The organism is uncultured Fibrella sp. (assembly GCF_964250085.1).
Lineage (GTDB): Bacteria > Bacteroidota > Bacteroidia > Cytophagales > Spirosomataceae > Fibrella.
Genome location: NZ_CAXUEC010000003.1, coordinates 423,041 through 440,888, shown reverse-complemented (window position 1 = coordinate 440,888; position 17,848 = coordinate 423,041). Strand labels below are relative to the sequence as shown.

The 17,848-nt window shown below is 54.3% G+C and carries 16 protein-coding genes and 1 tRNA gene; 10 read left to right on the top strand and 7 right to left on the bottom strand.

Annotation, left to right across the window (positions count from 1 at the left end; genetic code table 11):
• Positions 1-18 precede the first annotated feature (18 nt).
• The 7 genes from ACFE8Q_RS11330 (at position 19) to ACFE8Q_RS11300 (ending at position 8,657) form a co-directional block, all read left to right on the top strand.
• Complete coding sequence (locus ACFE8Q_RS11330; protein ID WP_375445503.1) at positions 19-1,014, top strand: 2-hydroxyacid dehydrogenase; 996 nt, start codon at positions 19-21, stop codon at positions 1,012-1,014.
• A gap of 67 nt (positions 1,015-1,081) precedes the next feature.
• The gene (locus ACFE8Q_RS11325) at positions 1,082-1,951 is read left to right on the top strand and encodes a universal stress protein (RefSeq protein ID WP_375445502.1); all 870 of its coding nucleotides are present in this window, start codon (positions 1,082-1,084) and stop codon (positions 1,949-1,951) included.
• Positions 1,952-2,001: 50 nt separating this feature from the next.
• Positions 2,002-3,198: an acetate/propionate family kinase gene (locus ACFE8Q_RS11320; protein ID WP_375445501.1), complete on the top strand. Its 1,197-nt coding sequence runs from the start codon at positions 2,002-2,004 to the stop codon at positions 3,196-3,198.
• Positions 3,199-3,212: 14 nt separating this feature from the next.
• Positions 3,213-5,594: a phosphoketolase gene (locus tag ACFE8Q_RS11315; protein WP_375445500.1), complete on the top strand. Its 2,382-nt coding sequence runs from the start codon at positions 3,213-3,215 to the stop codon at positions 5,592-5,594.
• Positions 5,595-5,624: 30 nt separating this feature from the next.
• Positions 5,625-6,731, top strand: a complete 1,107-nt coding sequence (locus ACFE8Q_RS11310) for a winged helix DNA-binding domain-containing protein (protein ID WP_375445499.1) — start codon at positions 5,625-5,627, stop codon at positions 6,729-6,731.
• A 78-nt stretch (positions 6,732-6,809) separates the two neighbouring features.
• Complete coding sequence (locus ACFE8Q_RS11305; protein WP_375445498.1) at positions 6,810-7,718, top strand: helix-turn-helix domain-containing protein; 909 nt, start codon at positions 6,810-6,812, stop codon at positions 7,716-7,718.
• A gap of 174 nt (positions 7,719-7,892) precedes the next feature.
• Complete coding sequence (locus ACFE8Q_RS11300) at positions 7,893-8,657, top strand: SDR family NAD(P)-dependent oxidoreductase (RefSeq protein ID WP_375445497.1); 765 nt, start codon at positions 7,893-7,895, stop codon at positions 8,655-8,657.
• Between the two features lie 220 nt (positions 8,658-8,877).
• Here ACFE8Q_RS11300 and ACFE8Q_RS11295 read toward each other — a convergent pair whose 3' ends face one another.
• The 3 genes from ACFE8Q_RS11295 to ACFE8Q_RS11285 form a co-directional block, all read right to left on the bottom strand.
• On the bottom strand, positions 8,878-9,672 hold the full coding sequence (locus tag ACFE8Q_RS11295; RefSeq protein WP_375445496.1) for a DUF2490 domain-containing protein: 795 nt from the start codon (positions 9,670-9,672) through the stop codon (positions 8,878-8,880).
• Between the two features lie 148 nt (positions 9,673-9,820).
• Positions 9,821-9,896, bottom strand: a tRNA-Thr gene (locus ACFE8Q_RS11290).
• A 142-nt stretch (positions 9,897-10,038) separates the two neighbouring features.
• Entirely contained in the window at positions 10,039-12,528 is a 2,490-nt protein-coding gene (locus ACFE8Q_RS11285; protein ID WP_375445495.1) for a DUF349 domain-containing protein, read from the bottom strand.
• Between the two features lie 92 nt (positions 12,529-12,620).
• On the opposite strand from ACFE8Q_RS11285, the gene pdxH reads away from it, so the two are divergent.
• Positions 12,621-13,262: a pyridoxamine 5'-phosphate oxidase gene (gene pdxH / locus ACFE8Q_RS11280; protein WP_375445494.1), complete on the top strand. Its 642-nt coding sequence runs from the start codon at positions 12,621-12,623 to the stop codon at positions 13,260-13,262.
• Positions 13,263-13,327: 65 nt separating this feature from the next.
• Here the strand turns inward: pdxH and bshB1 are convergent, their stop codons facing one another.
• The 3 genes from bshB1 to ACFE8Q_RS11265 form a co-directional block, all read right to left on the bottom strand.
• Positions 13,328-14,050, bottom strand: coding sequence for a bacillithiol biosynthesis deacetylase BshB1 (gene bshB1, locus ACFE8Q_RS11275; RefSeq protein ID WP_375445493.1), 723 nt, complete (start codon positions 14,048-14,050; stop codon positions 13,328-13,330).
• A 70-nt stretch (positions 14,051-14,120) separates the two neighbouring features.
• A complete protein-coding gene (gene menB / locus ACFE8Q_RS11270) occupies positions 14,121-14,942 on the bottom strand; it encodes a 1,4-dihydroxy-2-naphthoyl-CoA synthase (protein WP_375445492.1) in 822 nt (273 codons plus the stop codon).
• Between the two features lie 18 nt (positions 14,943-14,960).
• Positions 14,961-15,416 (bottom strand): DUF2452 domain-containing protein, encoded by a 456-nt coding sequence (locus tag ACFE8Q_RS11265; RefSeq protein WP_375445491.1) that lies wholly within the window; start codon positions 15,414-15,416, stop codon positions 14,961-14,963.
• 136 nt (positions 15,417-15,552) lie between these two features.
• Here ACFE8Q_RS11265 and ACFE8Q_RS11260 point away from each other — a divergent pair, with 136 nt between their 5' ends.
• Positions 15,553-16,011 carry a ubiquinol-cytochrome c reductase iron-sulfur subunit gene (locus ACFE8Q_RS11260; protein WP_375445490.1) on the top strand — a complete coding sequence of 153 codons (459 nt, stop codon included), beginning with the start codon at positions 15,553-15,555 and terminating at the stop codon, positions 16,009-16,011.
• 6 nt (positions 16,012-16,017) lie between these two features.
• Positions 16,018-17,055: an AMP-binding protein gene (locus tag ACFE8Q_RS11255; protein WP_375445489.1), complete on the top strand. Its 1,038-nt coding sequence runs from the start codon at positions 16,018-16,020 to the stop codon at positions 17,053-17,055.
• Between the two features lie 141 nt (positions 17,056-17,196).
• Here the strand turns inward: ACFE8Q_RS11255 and ACFE8Q_RS11250 are convergent, their stop codons facing one another.
• Positions 17,197-17,640 (bottom strand): hypothetical protein, encoded by a 444-nt coding sequence (locus ACFE8Q_RS11250; protein WP_375445488.1) that lies wholly within the window; start codon positions 17,638-17,640, stop codon positions 17,197-17,199.
• Positions 17,641-17,848 lie beyond the last annotated feature (208 nt).

The following is a 17,848-nucleotide window of genomic DNA, read 5'->3' as shown; positions in this document are numbered from 1 at the left end:
TTGCTCGACCAACACCAGATGAACATCGCCTTTTTTAGCTGTCACCCCTACGAGCAACCGTTTCTGGACGCCGCCAACCACAACCAGCGCCATACGCTGACCTTCTTAACCGATTCATTATCAGACGAAACCGTTCAATTGGCTACCGGCCATGAGGCCATCTGTGTCTTCGTCAACGATCAGCTTACGCGCCCTGTCCTCATGAAATTAGCGGAGTTGGGCATTCACCTGGTTGCTCTTCGCTGCACAGGCTACAACCAGGTAGACGTACCTGCCGCCCGGGAATTTGGCATCCGCATCCTTCGCGTACCTGCTTATTCACCACATGCCGTGGCCGAGCATGCCGTAGCCCTGCTCCTGTCGTTGAACCGGAAAACGTACCTGGCCTACCAGCGCACCAAGCAGAACGACTTCACCCTGGATGGGCTGATGGGATTCGACCTGTTTGGCAAACGGGTCGGGATTATCGGCACCGGAAAAATTGGCGCGGCCTTCGCACGCATCATGCTGGGGTTTGGCTGCCGCGTGCTGGCCCACGACAAAATTCGATCGGCCCTGTTGCAGCAACTGGGCGTTGAGTACCTGCCGCTCAGCGAGTTACTGGCCGAAGCCGATGTGGTATCACTGCACTGCCCGTTAACTCCCGACACGCACCACCTGATCGATGAAGCCGCCCTTGGCCAGATGAAACACGGTGCGTACCTGATCAATACCAGCCGGGGCGGCCTGCTCGATACGCCTGCCGTACTCAGGGCGCTGGCGAGTGGGCAGGTGGCCGCGCTGGGGATCGATGTGTATGAACTGGAAGATGACTACTTCTTCGCCGACTGGTCGGACAAACCCCTGCCCGATACCGACCTCAACGCGCTCACCCATCTGCCCAATGTGCTGCTCACGTCCCATCAGGGGTTCTTCACCCGCGATGCCATGGAGCAGATCGCCCACACCACTCTCAACAACCTGACGTACCTGGAACAGCAACAGCTTCCGGCCGACTGCATTGTGGTTGGATAAAATGGCCTTGCCATCAGACTGATTCTATCCCCATTCTCAACGTAGCTGTATTCCCCTCAGAAAGCCTATGAAAAAGGTTCTATTGCTGACCAACTTTTCGTCAGCCTCGCGCAATGCCCTTCAGTTTGCCCGTTCATTTTTCGGCGACACTGTCACTGATTTTCACCTGCTCTATCCCCACTCCGCGGCCCCCGATGGCATTCGACCGCCTGGGTACGTGGCCGAAACCACGCGCATTGCCTATGCCAATCAGCTCCACGAAGTGGTTCACGGACTGCGTACCGAAGCCCTGACGGACTGGCACACGTTTCGTTCGTCGGGTAAGGCGGGGCAGCCTTATGATATTGTTGAACAGTCGGTTGGTGCCGAAGTGTATGATTTTGTGGTGATTGGACCCAGTGAAGACGAAACTGATATTGTATTTGGCAACAGCGCCATCGCGCTCATTCGTCAGCTAAAGGCAAACGTACTGGTTGTTCCTGCCAACGCGCATGCCAAACCGGTTCAGCAGATTGTACTCGCCATCGACTTCGCCAGCCTGACGAATTATAAATTACTCGATCCCGTCAAAGAACTGGTACTACAGAAGAGTGCCCTGCTTACCCTGTTGACCATTGATACACCCGACAAGAAGATCATTCATGTGGAACAGGAAGCCCTGATTCGCCAGTATCTGCACCCGATCGATCCAACCATTGCCCACATACAGGCGCCAACCGCCAAAGCAGGGATCGACGACTTCCTGTCCGGCCATTCAGTTGACCTGCTCGTTACGATTCCAAAGTACCAGAGTCGCCCCAGACCATCGGCCAGTAACAGCCATATCCGGGCGCAGGCCTATTCCCCGGCTGTGCCGTTGCTCACCATCTTCAACAACAACAGCAACGAGCATGCCGAACAGATCGAGGATTTGTCAAACCTTGATTTTGCTTTATAAATCCGGCCAACATACTAATAGTCAAACTATTAGTCGAATTTCCTCTGGTTATGCATTCACCCATCAGAAGCGTTTTAACCCTCAACGGAGGTTCGTCGAGCATCAAGTTCGCCATCTATCAACTGGGCGACTCGCTCGAGCGGAGCCTCCACGGTCAGATCAGCCGGATTGGATTGCCAGGCACCAGACTGACCGTCAGCCGGCCGGTTGATGACGAGCCAGCGACCTTTACCGTTCCCGCGTCAGACCATTCGTCGGCAGTGACTTATCTGATCGACTGGCTGGAGAAGCAACCAGAGTTCAGCACGGTGGTCGCCATCGGCCACCGCGTGGTTCACGGCATGAGTCATTCTGATCCTGAAGCGATTACAAACGAGCTGCTCACCGAATTACACCGCATCAGTGTAGTAGACCCCGACCATTTGCCCGCTGAAATTGAGTTGATCGAAGCCTGTCGGCAACGCCATCCGTCTCTGCTACAGCTTGCCTGCTTCGACACGGCGTTTCACCGAACCATGCCCCGTGTGGCCCAGTTGCTGCCCATCCCCCGCCGGTTCGATGCGCAGGGTATTCGCCGCTACGGTTTTCACGGGCTATCCTATACGTACCTGATGCACGAACTGGATCGCCTGGCTGGCGCTACTGCCGCAAAGGGCCGGGTTATTCTGGCACATCTGGGCAGTGGAGCCAGTCTGGCCGCTGTCCGGGATGGCCACAGCCTCGACACCACGATGGGCTTCACTCCTACCGCCGGGTTACCAATGGGCACGCGCCCCGGCGACCTCGATCCGGGTGTTGCCTGGTATATGATGCAATCGGAACAGCTAACACCTCCGCAATTCAACCACCTGATCAACCATGAATCGGGCTTGCTGGGCGTCTCCGAAACGAGTTCCGACATGCACGATTTGCTCGATAGGCAGGCAACCGACAACCGGGCAGCCGAGGCCGTTGCGCTGTTCTGTTACCAGACCCGTAAGTCGATCGGGGCCTTTTCGGCTGTGCTGGGTGGCCTCGATACGCTGGTTTTTTCGGGTGGCATCGGCGAAAATGCCCCGGAGATACGTACCCGGATCTGCGATCAGCTTGGCTATCTGGGTCTTGAACTGGACGAGCAGCAGAATATCCGTAATGCACCCGTGATTTCAGTCGCAGCAAGCCGGGTTACAATCCGTGTGATTCCTACCGATGAAGAGAAAATGATGGCCCGGATCGTGCAGCAGCACCTTACGATGGCCGCCCACTAAACCACCATAACTACATGGAAACCAACACGCTGCAACAAACGTACCTGACGGCCGAAGCGCTACACCGGATCGATGCCTACTGGCGAGCCGCCAACTACCTGTCGGTGGGGCAGCTCTACCTGCGCGACAACCCATTGCTACGCGAACCGCTTACCCTGGCCCACGTTAAACCGCAGCAATTGGGCCACTGGGGCACCACGCCGGGGCAAAATTTCATCTATGCCCACCTGAACCGGGTCATCAACGCCTTCAGCCTGAATATGATCTACATGTCGGGGCCCGGTCATGGTGGCCCGGCGGTGGTGGCCAACACGTACCTGGAAGGAACCTACACCGAGGTGTATCCGGCCATCACGCAGGATGAGGCGGGCCTCAAAAAGTTATTCAGGCAGTTTTCGTTTCCCGGCGGCATTTCGAGCCACGCCTCTCCCCAAACGCCCGGCTCTATTCACGAAGGCGGTGAACTGGGCTATTCACTCAGTCACGCGTTTGGGGCGGTTTTCGACAACCCCGATCTGGTTGTTGCCTGCGTTATCGGCGACGGCGAAGCCGAAACCGGACCGTTAGCCACGGCCTGGCATTCCAACAAGTTCCTAAATCCGGCCACAGATGGTGCCGTACTACCCATTCTCCATCTTAACGGCTACAAAATTTCTAACCCCACGGTGCTGGCCCGCATAACCCATGAAGAACTGGATCAACTTCTTCGCGGATACGGCTGGACGCCTTATTTTGTGGAAGGCCACGAACCGGCGCTGATGCATCAGGCGATGGCACAGGCGATGGATGAGGCCGTTAGCCAGATTCGGCAAAGCCAGTTCGACGCCCGCCACGGGGTACGTACAACTCGCCCCCGCTGGCCGGTTATTGTGCTCAAATCGCCCAAAGGCTGGACCGGCCCTAAGTTGGTCGATGGGAAACCAAACGAAGGCACTTTCCGCTCGCACCAGATCCCAATTACCATTTCGGCTACTACACCACCTGAGCATCTGACCTTGCTGGAAAACTGGCTGGCCAGTTACAAACCACATGAACTCTTTGATGAGCAGGGTCGACTCGTAACGGAACTAGCCGAACTGGCCCCGAAAGGCAACCAGCGGATGGGCGCTAATCCACACGCGAACGGCGGGCTGCTGCTCCGCGACCTCCACATGCCCGACTACATTGATTACGCCGTTGACGTACCTGCTCCCGGAACCGTACAGGCCAGTGATACGCAGGTAGTCGGCCGGTTTCTGGCCGACATTATTGCTAAGAATCAGCACCCGAGAAACTTTCGGGTGTTCGGTCCCGACGAAACCCTATCCAACCGGCTGGAGGCCATTTTCGAGGTAACAAACCGGCAATGGGAAGCCGAGACCAATGTAAACGATCAGTTTCTGGCTCCGTCGGGTAGTGTCATGGAAATGCTAAGCGAACACCAGTGCGAGGGCTGGCTGGAAGGCTATTTGCTGACGGGGCGGCACGGTCTGTTCAATTCCTACGAAGCGTTCATCCACATTGTCGATTCGATGTTCAATCAACACGCCAAGTGGCTGAAAACGTCGATGGAACTGCCGTGGCGGCGCAACATTGCGTCGTTGAACTACCTGCTGACGTCGACAGTGTGGCGGCAGGATCATAACGGGTTCACACATCAGGACCCTGGCTTCATGGATCATGTGGTGAACAAAAAAGCGTCGATTGTCCGGGTATACCTCCCGCCCGATGCTAACTGCCTGCTTTCGGTGATGGACCATTGCCTGCGCAGTCGCCAGTACGTCAACCTGATTGTAGCGGGTAAACATCCGGCTCCGCAGTGGCTCAACATCGACGCTGCCCGCCGTCATTGCGCCGAAGGCATCGGTATCTGGACCTGGGCTGGCAACGACGAAGGCGACGAGCCAGATGCCGTGATGGCCTGCTGCGGCGACGTACCTACGCTCGAAACCCTGGCCGCCGTATCGATTCTGCGGGAACACCTGCCCGACGTAAAAATCCGGGTCGTCAACGTGGTTGATCTGCTGAAATTAGAACGCCAGACCGAGCATCCCCACGGCCTCAGCGATGCCGATTACAATGCCCTGTTCACCACCAACAAGCCGGTCGTTTTTGCCTTTCATGGCTACCCGTGGCTGGTTCATCGGTTGACCTACAACCGCGCCAACAACAGTAACATGCACGTGCGCGGCTATAAAGAAGAAGGCACCATCACCACCGCTTTCGACATGACCGTGCTGAATGAGCTGGACCGGTTTCACCTGGTCATCGACGTACTCGACCGGTTACCCCAGTTGGGCAATCGGGGAGCTTACCTCAAGCAACAGTTGAAAGACAAACTTGTTGACCACAAACACTACATCAAGCAGCAGGGCGAAGACATGCCCGAAATCCGCAACTGGTGCTGGCCTGCCTGATTTAAATCAGCCAATACTATCTTCGCCGGCATGACCACAACCACAGAACTGGTTCGTCAACGACTGACCAGTCAACAGCTTAGTACCTCGTCCTGCGGGTCTGTCGCGCAGGTAGTGCAGCATATGGGAGCCATGCAGGCGCAGGATTACGACATGGCCAAATGGGCCGTCGGCGTGCGGTTACCCGGCTCTACCGAACAACTGGTTGAAGAAGCCATGACCAGGGGCGACGTGTTGCGAACCCACCTGCTCAGGCCAACCTGGCACCTGGTAGCCGCCAGCGACATATACTGGCTCCTCGACCTGACGGCACCACATGTGAAAAGGCTCATGGCGGGCCGGAATCGCGATTTAGGGTTAACCGAAGACGTACTGACGAAAAGCAACACACTGATCGAACAGGCGTTAGCCGATCATACGTACCTGACGCGCGAGGAACTGATGAGCCGTCTGCAATTGGGTGGAATCAACACCAGCGACCTTCGAGCGAGTCACCTGATGATGCATGCCGAGTTGACAGGACTTGTCTGCAACGGCCCCCGCCTACCCAACGAACGCGGTGTCAAACAGCCTACCTATGCACTCCTGCGGGAACGGGTGCCAATCCGCCAGACCCTGAGTCGCGACGAGGCGCTGACCAAATTGGCAAAGCGTTATTTCACCAGCCACGGCCCGGCGTCGCTGAAGGATTTTGTCTGGTGGTCGGGCCTGTCGGTCACCGATGCGAGGCGAGCTATCGAGGATGCCCACTCCTTGCTCACGTCGGTCACCGTTGAGCACCAGCTTTACTGGCTGGCGCAATCAGCAGGCAACGTACCTGAACGACCCGACCAGGTTCAGTTTCTCCCCGCCTTCGACGAATTTATGGTCAGCTACTGCGACCGAACGGCTTCGCTGGCACCCGAATTTACCCGGCAGACCATCACCAGCAACGGTATTTTCAAACCAGTCATCATCGTCAATGGGCAGGTCGTTGGCAGTTGGAAACGTACCCGGACCCTCAACTCGATCACCATTGATCTTACCCTATTCTACGCCTTATCCACCGATCTGACCGAGCAGATTCACGAAGCCGCAAACGCGTACCGGACCTACGCGGGCGTAGAAAAAGACTGGCGGCTTCGCCAGCAGAGTTAACCAGCCACCAGCCTGTCAAATTGAGTAGTGGACGAATGTGTTTCGTCTTCTTTATATTTGATTTTCACAACCGGCCGTATGACAACTACCTCACTCGACGATTTTTATAAAGAGATAGCCACCCTTGTTCCAGATGGGGTTAGCAAAGAAATAGGTCACTTCAACGTATTTAACATTGCTGACCTGTTTGCGGCTACTAGCAGGAAACACACGGGCATGCCCTATAATCGGAGAGCCTACTATAAAATCAGCCTGATCTGCGGGCGCAACCGGGCCGAATATGCCGACAAAGTAGTTGATATTGAGCAGCATGCACTGCTCTTTGGTACGCCTAAAGTGCCGTATCACTGGCTGCCCCAGGACGACAATCAGACCGGCCATTTTTGCGTCTTCACCGAAGAGTTTCTCGTGCATTCAAAGAGCGGTGTCGTGCTGGATGACTTACCAATTTTCAGGCCCGGCGGCTACCCTATTTTCCAGCTCAGCCAGGACGAAGCCGACGATATAGGGTTCATATTCAAGAAGATAACCAAAGAAATAGCTTCTGATTACGCCTTCAAGTATGATCTGCTGCGCAACTATGTACTCGAACTAATCCACTACGGGCAAAAACTGCAACCAGCCACGGCCATGTATCCGTCTCATACGGCGGCGGCGCGTATCTCATCGCTGTTTATCGAACTGTTGGAACGTCAGTTTCCTATCGAGTCTCCCCGGCAGAAACTCAGCCTGCGAACAGCCAACGAATACGCCCACCGGCTGTCTGTTCATGTGAACCACCTCAACAAGGTGCTGAAAGAACATACCGGCAAAACCACGACCGACCTCATCGGAAGCCGAATTGTTCAGGAGGCTAAAATCCTGCTGAAACAGACCGACTGGACCGTTTCAGAGATTGCTTACTGCCTTGGATTTGAAGAAGTAGCTCACTTCTCCAACTTCTTCCGAAAACAGACCACCTTCTCGCCAATAGCCTTCCGCGCCTGACGGTTGCTTTGATCTTTGCAAACAACCGATTGATGTTTGCAAACAGCCTGCCTGTTTCCCATCGGACCTTTGTTCCGTCGATAACGCGTCGTAAAGACGAGGAGATCAACGAGTAAACCAGTTGGGATGGAGCCAGTTTCCTGGCCCGGACAAGCACACAAACAACCTTACATAATGTCAACTTTCAGTAAAATTGCCCTCGTGACCGGTGGTAGCCGGGGATTAGGAAAAAACATGGCACTCAGCCTGGCCCGGAAAGGGTTTGATGTTATATTGACGTACAACGCCCGAAAGGACGAAGCGCTGGCGGTAGTGACCGAGATTGAGCAGACCGGCCAGAAAGCCGCCGCGTTGCAACTTAATACCGGCGATGTGCGCAGCTTCGACACCTTCGTGAGTCAGTTCAGTGCCGTACTGACAGACAATTTCGGGGCCGATCGTTTCGATTTTTTGATCAACAATGCGGGTATTGCCGCCCACACGCCGATTGGACAGACGAGCGAAGAAGACTTCGACCAGTTGACGAATATCCATTTCAAAGGCGTCTTTTTCCTGACCCAGCGCTTATTACCCATTCTGAATGACGGGGGGCGAATCATCAATATATCTACCGGTCTTGCGCGTTTCACCTCACCCGGTTACGCCGTGTATGCTTCGCTGAAAGGAGCCATCGAGACGTTGACGAAGTACATGGCCAATGAGCTTGGCGCGCGCGGTATCGCGGTCAACGTGGTTGCTCCCGGCGCGATCGAAACAGACTTCGGCGGCGGCGTAGTGCGCGATAATGATCAGGTGAACAGGCATTTAGCCTCCGTTACGGCCCTGGGCCGCGTTGGTCTCCCCGATGATATCGGCGGTGTTGTCGCGTTCCTCTGCACCGACGAAGCCCGCTGGATCAACGCCCAGCGCATCGAAGTGTCCGGCGGCATGAATTTATAAGTCAGGTACGTTGGTAAACTGCGCATTGAACGTATAGCCCACTTTGGTGAAAAAATCGACCGAGCGTTTTAGCTCTTTGACGGGCATGTTTACAAAAATTTTGGTAGCCATGTATCTGTTGTTTAGCTGATTTCACAACAAAGATACCGCTGCGGCTCCGTTGCGCAGCCCCTGAACATGACAACTAAAAGGGGGTATTGGGCCATTCTGAACGGGCGGGTTACTGCTTCGTAAAATCGATGTTATAGACTACGTTTAGCCGAAAGCCGTTGTTGATTTCAAAGACCGGTTTTCCAGTTGCCGGGTCTTTAGCCGCGTGCTGGAGCACCTGATTCAGGTAGTTCAGTTCCAGTTGGATATTGTCACGAACCTGATAGCCCAGCCCACCCGAAATACGGTTCTGGTTGAAAATATTTTGTCCAACATTCTGCCCGAAGCTGATAAACAATTCGTCGAAAAAAGTCAGGTATAGTTCGCCGTCATCTATTTTGGGACCTTTCAGGGGTAATTCGCCAGCGATCTGGTACCGAATCCGATTCTGGAATTTCCAACTGGCCACCTGGCGCGGGTCCTGCTGCGACAACGTACCCAGCCAGCGTTGCTCGAGCCGGAAACGCTGCGTCAATTCAAGCCGTCCGTAGCTATCTTTCAGTTGTATATCTTCGTGCAGGCGATGTTCAGGGTACGGAACGCCCGCGTCGGCTTGCGGGTACTGGCCAAATGGGTAAGTAACAAAGTACGTGTAGCCAGTTCCCAGTTTCACGCGGTTACTCATCGTACGCACCACGTCCAGGCGGGCCAGCGACTGCTGCCAGGTACGTATCAGGTCAATGCGCCGCCATTGGTATTCGGTGTGAATTGCCCATTTATCGCTGATCTTATGATCGCCATTGTAGGTATACCACCCAACGGCATTATGGTCGAGCACCCGGTTTTGCCCGGCAGCAAAACCACCGAACAAGTATACTAATACCGTCATCCAGACGTAGCCCGTACCCATTTTATTCCGTATCATTCGTGCAAGTTCGCCACACCCGGCAATTCTGAAATCAGTTATTTATTAAGGCTTCCGGCAAACCCGGACGGAACCTGCTTAAGGCATCTTTTTTGCTTATAACTAAAAAAGCCGTTCGATACATCGAACGGCTTTTTTAGTTACTTTTTGGAGCCCCCAGTCGGGATCGAACCAACGACCTACTGATTACAAGTCAGTTGCTCTACCAGCTGAGCTATGGAGGCTTTTCCGACTCGCAGTAGCTATGCTTCCTGCGAATTGTGGTACAAAAGTAGGCCTTTTAGCGGGTTTCTGCAAGCATTTATATCAAAAAAAATGGCCTGCTGATGCATTATCAGCAGGCCGTTTTCTAACTCCTTGATTCTCTTACTCCTGATTCCGAAGCTGCTCAATCTGACGCTGTGCATCGGCGATTTTTTTCTCGATGTCTGCCCGTAATTGGTCGGCATTTTTCGAGCGGGCAAAAAACTCAATGTTATTTTGATAGGTAGCGATGTCGTTTTCCAGCGAAGAGATACGACGGCGGGTTTCGCTGCCGCTGCCTTCATTACTACGACGGTAGGCTGCATAGTCGCCGCTATCGCGGTAACCGCCGCTGTCGCGACCGCCATCACGTCCACCGCGGAAGCCACCACCGCCCTCGCGAGGTGCCCGATTTTGCCGGGGTGCGTTACCATCACCGCCTGGCCGTGGGCCTCGGTTCGGACCGTCGCCGCGGGGAGCACCACCTTCACGGGGGCCACGGTCGCCACGCGGTGCGTCGGAACGCGGCCCGCGATCGCCTCGTGGACCACCAAAGCGCGATACTTCGGCCTCGTTATCCTGAATAGCACGCTCTTTTTCGGTCGTCGATAAGGCACCGTTGGCACGAACCAACGCGTTGATAGCGGCAATATATCCTTTCTGGATACGCTCTTTGTCCTTCTTAGGCACAAACCCGATGCTGCTCCACTCCTCTTTAAAGGCGTTTAACTGCGATAAATCTGCGCTTTGTGTAGCCGACGCTTCAATGCGGGCAATCAGATCTTCTTTTTTGCTCAGATTGGCTTCAAACTCACGATCTGTATCCTGACTCCGATTGCGTTTTTTATCGAAGAAGGCATCGCAGGCGGCTTTGAAACGTTCGAAAATACTGTTCTTCTGCTTTTCGGGCACCTGCCCAATGTTCTTCCACTGTCGCTGGTACTCGATCACCCGCTGCGTAGCCTCGGCTGATTCGTCACCAGCAGCCAAAATAGCTTCAACCTGCTCGCACAACTCTGTTTTCGCTTTCAGATTCTCCTCGCGCTTACTTTCTAACTGACGGAAGAATTCCCCTTTATTGGCGAAAAACGTTTTCAGCGCCGCCCAGAACTTTTTGCTCAGCTCTTTCCCTTCTTCGCGGGGCATCGGCCCTTTGATGGCGTTCCAGCGATCCTGAATGGCCATGACCTCCTTGGTCTTGTCGTTCCAGTCGTTGATCCCCGACGAAGTAAACGACGTTAGCGGAATCAATTCTTCGTAAATCTTCGACTTCTCTTCGTAGAGTTGCGACGATTCTTTACGGTTTTCCTCATTCTGGCCACGCCGTTTTTCGTAGAGGGCGTCGAGGGCTACCTTCATACGCTGCCACAACACTTCCTGCTCCGCTTTTGGGGCCGGGCCGATGTGTTTGTATTCCTCAAACAGGGCGTTGGCATCGTCGATTGTCTGGCGTGTGACGTCTTTATCGGCATACGCTTTGACCATCGCTTCGACTTTGTCGATCACCTCCGCTTTTTGGGTGGCATTTTTCTTGCGATCGAGTTCTTTCAGTTCGAAATAAATATTCCGGTTACTGTAATACCGATCAACCAGGGCGTGGTACGTTGCCCAGAGCGTCGCATTATGGGGTGAATTGATATTGCCCGCTGCTTTCCACTCATCCTGAATAGCTTTGAAACCATTCCAGCTTGTTTTGGCATCACCGGCATTCGACTCATCCGATTCGACCAGCTCACGCAGGCGACGGAGCAGGTCCGTTTTAGCGTTGAAGTTCGAATCTTTAGCTTTATCCAGCGTCTGAAAATACGTATTCTTTTGCGACTTGATCTGTTTGTACAGGTCTTCGTAGCGAATGGCCAGATCGTCGGTACGGAACTGAAAGCCTTCCTCCGAACCGGTTTCTTCAACATATTTGGCCAGAGCGGCCTGACGTTCAGTTCGTTTCAACTGATCCATCACCGGCTTGCTCTGCTTCAATATATCATCGGCCTGACGAAACAGGCCAGGGGCTACGGTTTCCCCTTTCAGGCTGTTCAGTGTCTGGTCGAGTAGATTAACCAGATCCTGTTTTGAATAATTGCTATAGTCAACGGCAGGCTGAGCCGGGGTTTCGTCGGCCGCTTCAGTGTCTCCATACGTGGCCTCAGTCTCGCCCGATTCACCGGCCGCATCCAGTTCGGCTACAGGTGCATCTTCGGGTTCAGGGGTCGTATCGGGCACTCCCGCCTCAGCAGGATCATCTGCCGGCAAGGCTTCAGCCTCAGGCTCGTCGGGGGCTGAAGCCTCCGGTTCCGCCGATGCCACGGGCTCGGTGGCCGCAGGTATGTCGGGGCTGTCAGTCTCCGCAGCGTCGCTGGTGGCTGTCGTTGGCTCCGTGTCAGGTACGTCGACGGTGGGCTGTTCGGCAACCGGCTCATCCACATCGTCGTCAGCTACCGCAGGGGTAGTCTGTTCAGACACAGGGGCTTCGGCTGGCGTCGGCACAGAGGCTTCGTCAGTATCCGATACGGGTGTTGAAGCGACCTCATCGGTCGCCATAGTCGTTTCCGGCAGTTGGTTGTCAGGCGGGCTCACTTCCTCAGGCCGGTCGATTTGCTGTTCTTCGTTTGTCATGTTGGTTACGCACCAATTACTTTTGCAAAAGTAATGAAAATACGCGGCTTTTACCCATTTTTCCCGGTTCTTGCCCCTTCTCCCTGCTTACTATGACAGCTTCTATTGCCGACTTGCGTAAGGAATATACGCTTAACGGTTTGGATCAAACAGATGTTTTACCTGACCCTTACGCTCAGTTTCAACAGTGGTTCAACGCCGCCCTTGCCGCAGGGGTGCATGAACCAAACGCCATGCATTTGGCCACCATAAGCCCGGAAGGCCGTCCAGAGGGTCGAATTGTGCTTATTAAAGGGATCGATGCACCGGGGTTTACCTTCTATACGAATTATCAGAGCCGAAAGGCTGCGTCGCTGGCCATTAATCCGGTTGCCTCGCTCACGTTTTTTTGGCCTGAACTGGAACGTCAGGTCAGAATTGAGGGAACGGTAAAAAAAGTGTCAGAGGCTGAATCAGATACGTACTTCAACAGCCGCCCACGGGGCAGTCAACTGGGTGCCTGGGTGTCGCACCAGAGCGACGTTATTGCCGGGCGCGACGTGCTTGAAGCGGAGCAGAAACGGCTTGAGGTCCAGTTTGATGGACAGCCCATCCCACGCCCACCGCATTGGGGTGGCTTTCGGCTTTTGCCCGACCAGATCGAATTCTGGCAGGGCCGACCCAGCCGCCTGCACGACCGGATCCGTTACCGACTAGACGCAGGTACGTGGCTGATCGAACGCGTATCGCCGTAGAAGAAACAAAGAGAGACGGTTGCTTAAGCGATAGCAAAACGTTGGCGTAAGCAACCGTTCACTCTTTATTTCAGATCGAACAGGTTTGTCACGCCGAGCATGCGTTTGCTGATGAAGCCTTCGCCGAATTCGACGTTGATCATGTGCCCCTGGTCGCGGGTGCGTGATTCCAGGAACTTCATAAACGGCTCGCCGGAAATGTAGCTTTGTGGCTCAGAACTATCCGGGTTGAAAAACTGGCTTTTATACGCCTTGATGGCTTCCAGTTTCTGAGCCCAGTAGGGCGTGATGTCGACGACAAAATCAGGCTTGAGGGAACGGTCCTGAATGAAGAAATAGATAAAATCGGGACGATGGGCAGCCTGCACTTCACCTGTTACCGGATCGTTGGTCGCTATCTGCCTTAGCCCACTATAAAAACAGGCGTCGTTGACCAACTGGGCAGCGCGGCCATGATCGGGATGGCGATCGTCTACGGTGTTTGTCAGTACAATTTTTGGCTGATAGTGGCGAATCCAGGCGATCAGGGCACGTTGATGGTCTTCGTCGTTTCGGAAAAAACCGTCTTTGAACCCCATATTCTGCCGGTCGGTCAGCCGCATGATACGCGCCCCTTCGGCCGCTTCCTGCATCCGAATATCGGGGGTACCTCGGGTGCCAAGCTCACCTTTGGTCAGATCAATCACGGCAACCGTTTTTCCCTGATCAACCAGCGAAAGAACGGTACCGGCACTTGTCATCTCTACATCGTCTGGGTGGGCCCCGATGCACAATACGTCAACGTTCATAAAGGAGAAGTTTCAAGTGTCAGGTGCCTCGCTTAGTCAATAAGCAAAGCACTTGACACTTGAATCCTGTTTAGGGAAACTTTGGAAACTTGCTGAAGTCGGGTTTGCGCTTTTCGAGGAAGGCATTTTTGCCCTCTTTTGCTTCTTCTGACAGATAATAGAGCAGGGTAGCGTCGCCAGCCAGTTGCTGAATGCCTGCCTGACCGTCGAGTTCAGCGTTGAACGATGCTTTCAGCATACGAAGGGCAATGGGACTTTTCTCCAGGATTTTACGGCACCAGGCCACGGTTTCTTCCTCCAGCTTTTCCAGCGGCACCACCTTATTGACCAGTCCCATATCCAGGGCTTCCTGCGCATTGTACTGATCGCAGAGGAACCAGATTTCACGGGCTTTTTTCTGGCCAACGACCCTGGCTAAGTAAGACGCACCAAAACCACCGTCGAAGGAACCGACTATGGGGCCAGTCTGCCCAAATCGGGCGTTTTCGGCGGCAATCGACAGGTCACAAACCACGTGCAGCACATGCCCGCCGCCAATGGCGTAACCGGCCACCATGGCAATAACCGGCTTGGGAATGCGGCGAATCTGCATCTGAAAATCCAGCACGTTCAGGCGCGGTACAGAGTCTTCGCCAATATACCCACCATGCCCCCGCACCGACTGATCACCGCCGCTACAGAAAGCGTCGGGGCCTTCGCCGGTTAAAATAATGACGCCAATTCGTTCCTCCTGCCGGGCAATTTCCATGGCCTCCGACATCTCTTTGACGGTCAGTGGAGTAAAGGCGTTGCGTTTATGGGGCCGATTGATGGTAATCTTGGCGATTCCGTCAAAATAGTCAAACTTAATCTCGCGATACTCGCGAATCGGTTGCCAGTCGTATGTGCTCATAGTATGAATGAGTATCACTCATTCGCTCATTATTAGTTCGTGATAGGTAACGTCCCAGGTGTGGTCGGCCAGCATGCGGACTGTGGCGACACACCGTTCGAACGGAAATTTGCGCCCCCACTCGTTGGGCGCGATCATTGACAGGGCGTCGGTCCCATTTTTACGGAGGTAAAAGTAATAGGTGTGACCAATTACAGGCTCAAAGCTCATCTGGGCGCTGTAAATCCGTTCAGACACTTCAACCCGGTTTCGGATGGCCGTGGCCTGCTCGGCAAGCAGTTGCATCTGTTTGTACAGTTGCGCGATCTGCATGTCGGTCTGTTCACGCATGGCCGTCACGGCGCGGCCGGTGATTTTGCCCTTGTCTTCCGGCCGGATGATTGCGCCGCCGGCCGTGTGGGCGTACTCCAGGAGTCCGGGCCGATCGGTCACTTTATCGGGCGAGATCGGATTGACGATTTTGGCTTCTTCCATACTGTAGTGTAACGACCCGACTGGGGTATTGTTCGGGGATGGTCGTCGGTGTCGCTTGCTGATAAAGTCAGACCGTTCAGGTACGGTATTGTGTTGCAAAAGTACTTACATTTGGTCTCATACTGACGCCCAGCTTATGGAAAATACGCCCGACTCAACCACTACTCCTCCACTGACCCGCGCTGACTTCATGCGCCTTGTAGGTACCAGTATTGGCGTTATCGCCTTTACTAACTGTGTTTCAGCCTGCGGGAAAGAGAGCAGTGACCCCGCCCCGGCGGCAACCGTTGATTTCACCATCAATTGGGCTAAAAGTCCGTACAGTAATCTACAGACAAAAGGTGGGTACGTTACCGAACAGGGTGTGATCATCGCGCAAACGCTGACGGGAAATTTCGTGGCGGTTTCGGCCATCTGCACGCATGATAAAAATACGCTGGCGTTTCAGGGAGCCAACAACCGCTTCTACTGTCCGGCCCACCAATCGGCGTTCAGTACGTCGGGAGCAGTGCTGAACGGACCGGCGGTGAACGCCCTGAAGGCATACACGGTGACGGTAAACCAAACCACAGGCGACATTCGTGTACAGGGTTGAATGACCATGCATCCATTTTTAGCGGCCTGGCGATCGGGGGAAACGAAATTCACGTTGCATACGTCGGGGTCGACTGGCACGCCAAAGCCAATTGACCTGACCCGCGCGCAGATGGAAGCCTCGGCCCGACTGACAGGGCAAACATTTGGACTTCAACCGGGCGATAAAGCGCTGGTCTGCCTGAATACCAGGTACGTTGCCGGAGTGATGATGCTGGTCAGGGGAGAGGTGCTTGCGCTCAACCTGACCATCGTTGAGCCGTCGGCCAATCCGCTGGGTACGTTCAACCCGGCAACAACCCGCTTCGATTTTGCCGCTTTTGTGCCGCTTCAACTCCAAACTATGCTGGTCGACGTGGATCAGTCGGAAAAACCAGTTGCCCTGCCAATTCTGAACAACATGAAAGCCATTCTGGTGGGCGGCGCGGCCACTAGTCCGGCACTCGAAGATGCCCTGCAGGTGATTCAGGCACCAGTTTACAGCACCTACGGCATGACCGAAACCGTATCGCACATCGCCATCCGTCGGCTGAACGGCCCCGAACGCACCGATCTTTTTCAGGTATTACCCGGCGTTGACGTGGGAACAGACGAGCGTGGTTGTCTGCATATTACGGCTGCCGCATCAAACTTTGAGCGCATTCAGACCAACGATGTCGTTGACCTGATCTTACCCGATAGCGAAGCCGGTCAGGTACGTTTCCGGCTGCTTGGTCGGGCCGATTCGATCATCAATACGGGCGGCGTCAAGGTGCAACCAGAGGCTGTGGAGCGCGTTATCGAGAACACGCTTGTCCGGTTCGGATTAACACCCCGCCTCTTTATTGCCGGCCTACCCGACGAACGGCTCGGACAACGCATCGCCCTGTTTCTTGAAAATACAGCGTTGACTTCGGGTCAGTGGGAGGCTATCCAGCAGGCCGTCCGTACCGGTTCAGGTATGTATGCCGTACCGAAAGTCTGGTACAACGTACCTGCATTTCCTGAAACTGCTACCGGAAAAATTGACCGCAAGGGATTGTTGGAGGAATGGGTGAATAGGTAATAGGCGTAAATGGTATTCAGTCTCACCGGGCTGTGCCCGGTGCAAGTAGATGCGTTGCTTATCAACGCCCTTTTAGCCGCCTCAACTCGTAGAACAGCTTCTCGATCAGCCTTGTATCGTCGGTGATGATATTCCCGGTAGCTACGAGACCATTTCTGACACACGACCAGAGGCCACTTCCCAAACCGAGCTAACGAACAGTGCCAGGCAAAAAATTAATCCAGCTACCATAAGCGGCACACGACTTTGCTGAACAATCTCCCGCCGTCGGCTTATGGCATACTGTTTTTCGCCCGATTCCTCAGTTGGTTCAATTAGCAAGGCAATACCCGTCCAGTGCGCTAAAAAACCGGGCAACAGCTCCTTTTGCCAACCCTTAGCGGTATCATACCACTCAACGTGTTGCTCGTCCAATCGTCGAATTGGCGCAAATAGGTCGTCATCAGCCACATGTACTTGCACGAGTACTGGCAGAGGAATCTCTGCCAACCGATCTGCCGATAGTCGCGTTGCCAGATGAGGTACGCTCAACTCCGTCAGCACGTTGCCGTTACCGAGCTGCTTCCCGCTTGCTACGCAAACCATACGGGCACGAATCGGGCTGGTGCGGGCAGTTCAGCCCACTCGCAACCCATATCAGGTACGTACCCCGACTACCGCGACGAGCTGATTGCTGCGCAAAAGCGCGAAATCGAGTTACTGGATCTTCGTCTAGTTGACTTGGAATGTAGGCTAATAGGGGATAACCATATAAGGCCTGGGCGGCCCCGTTTCAAAACCTTATAGGGTTTAG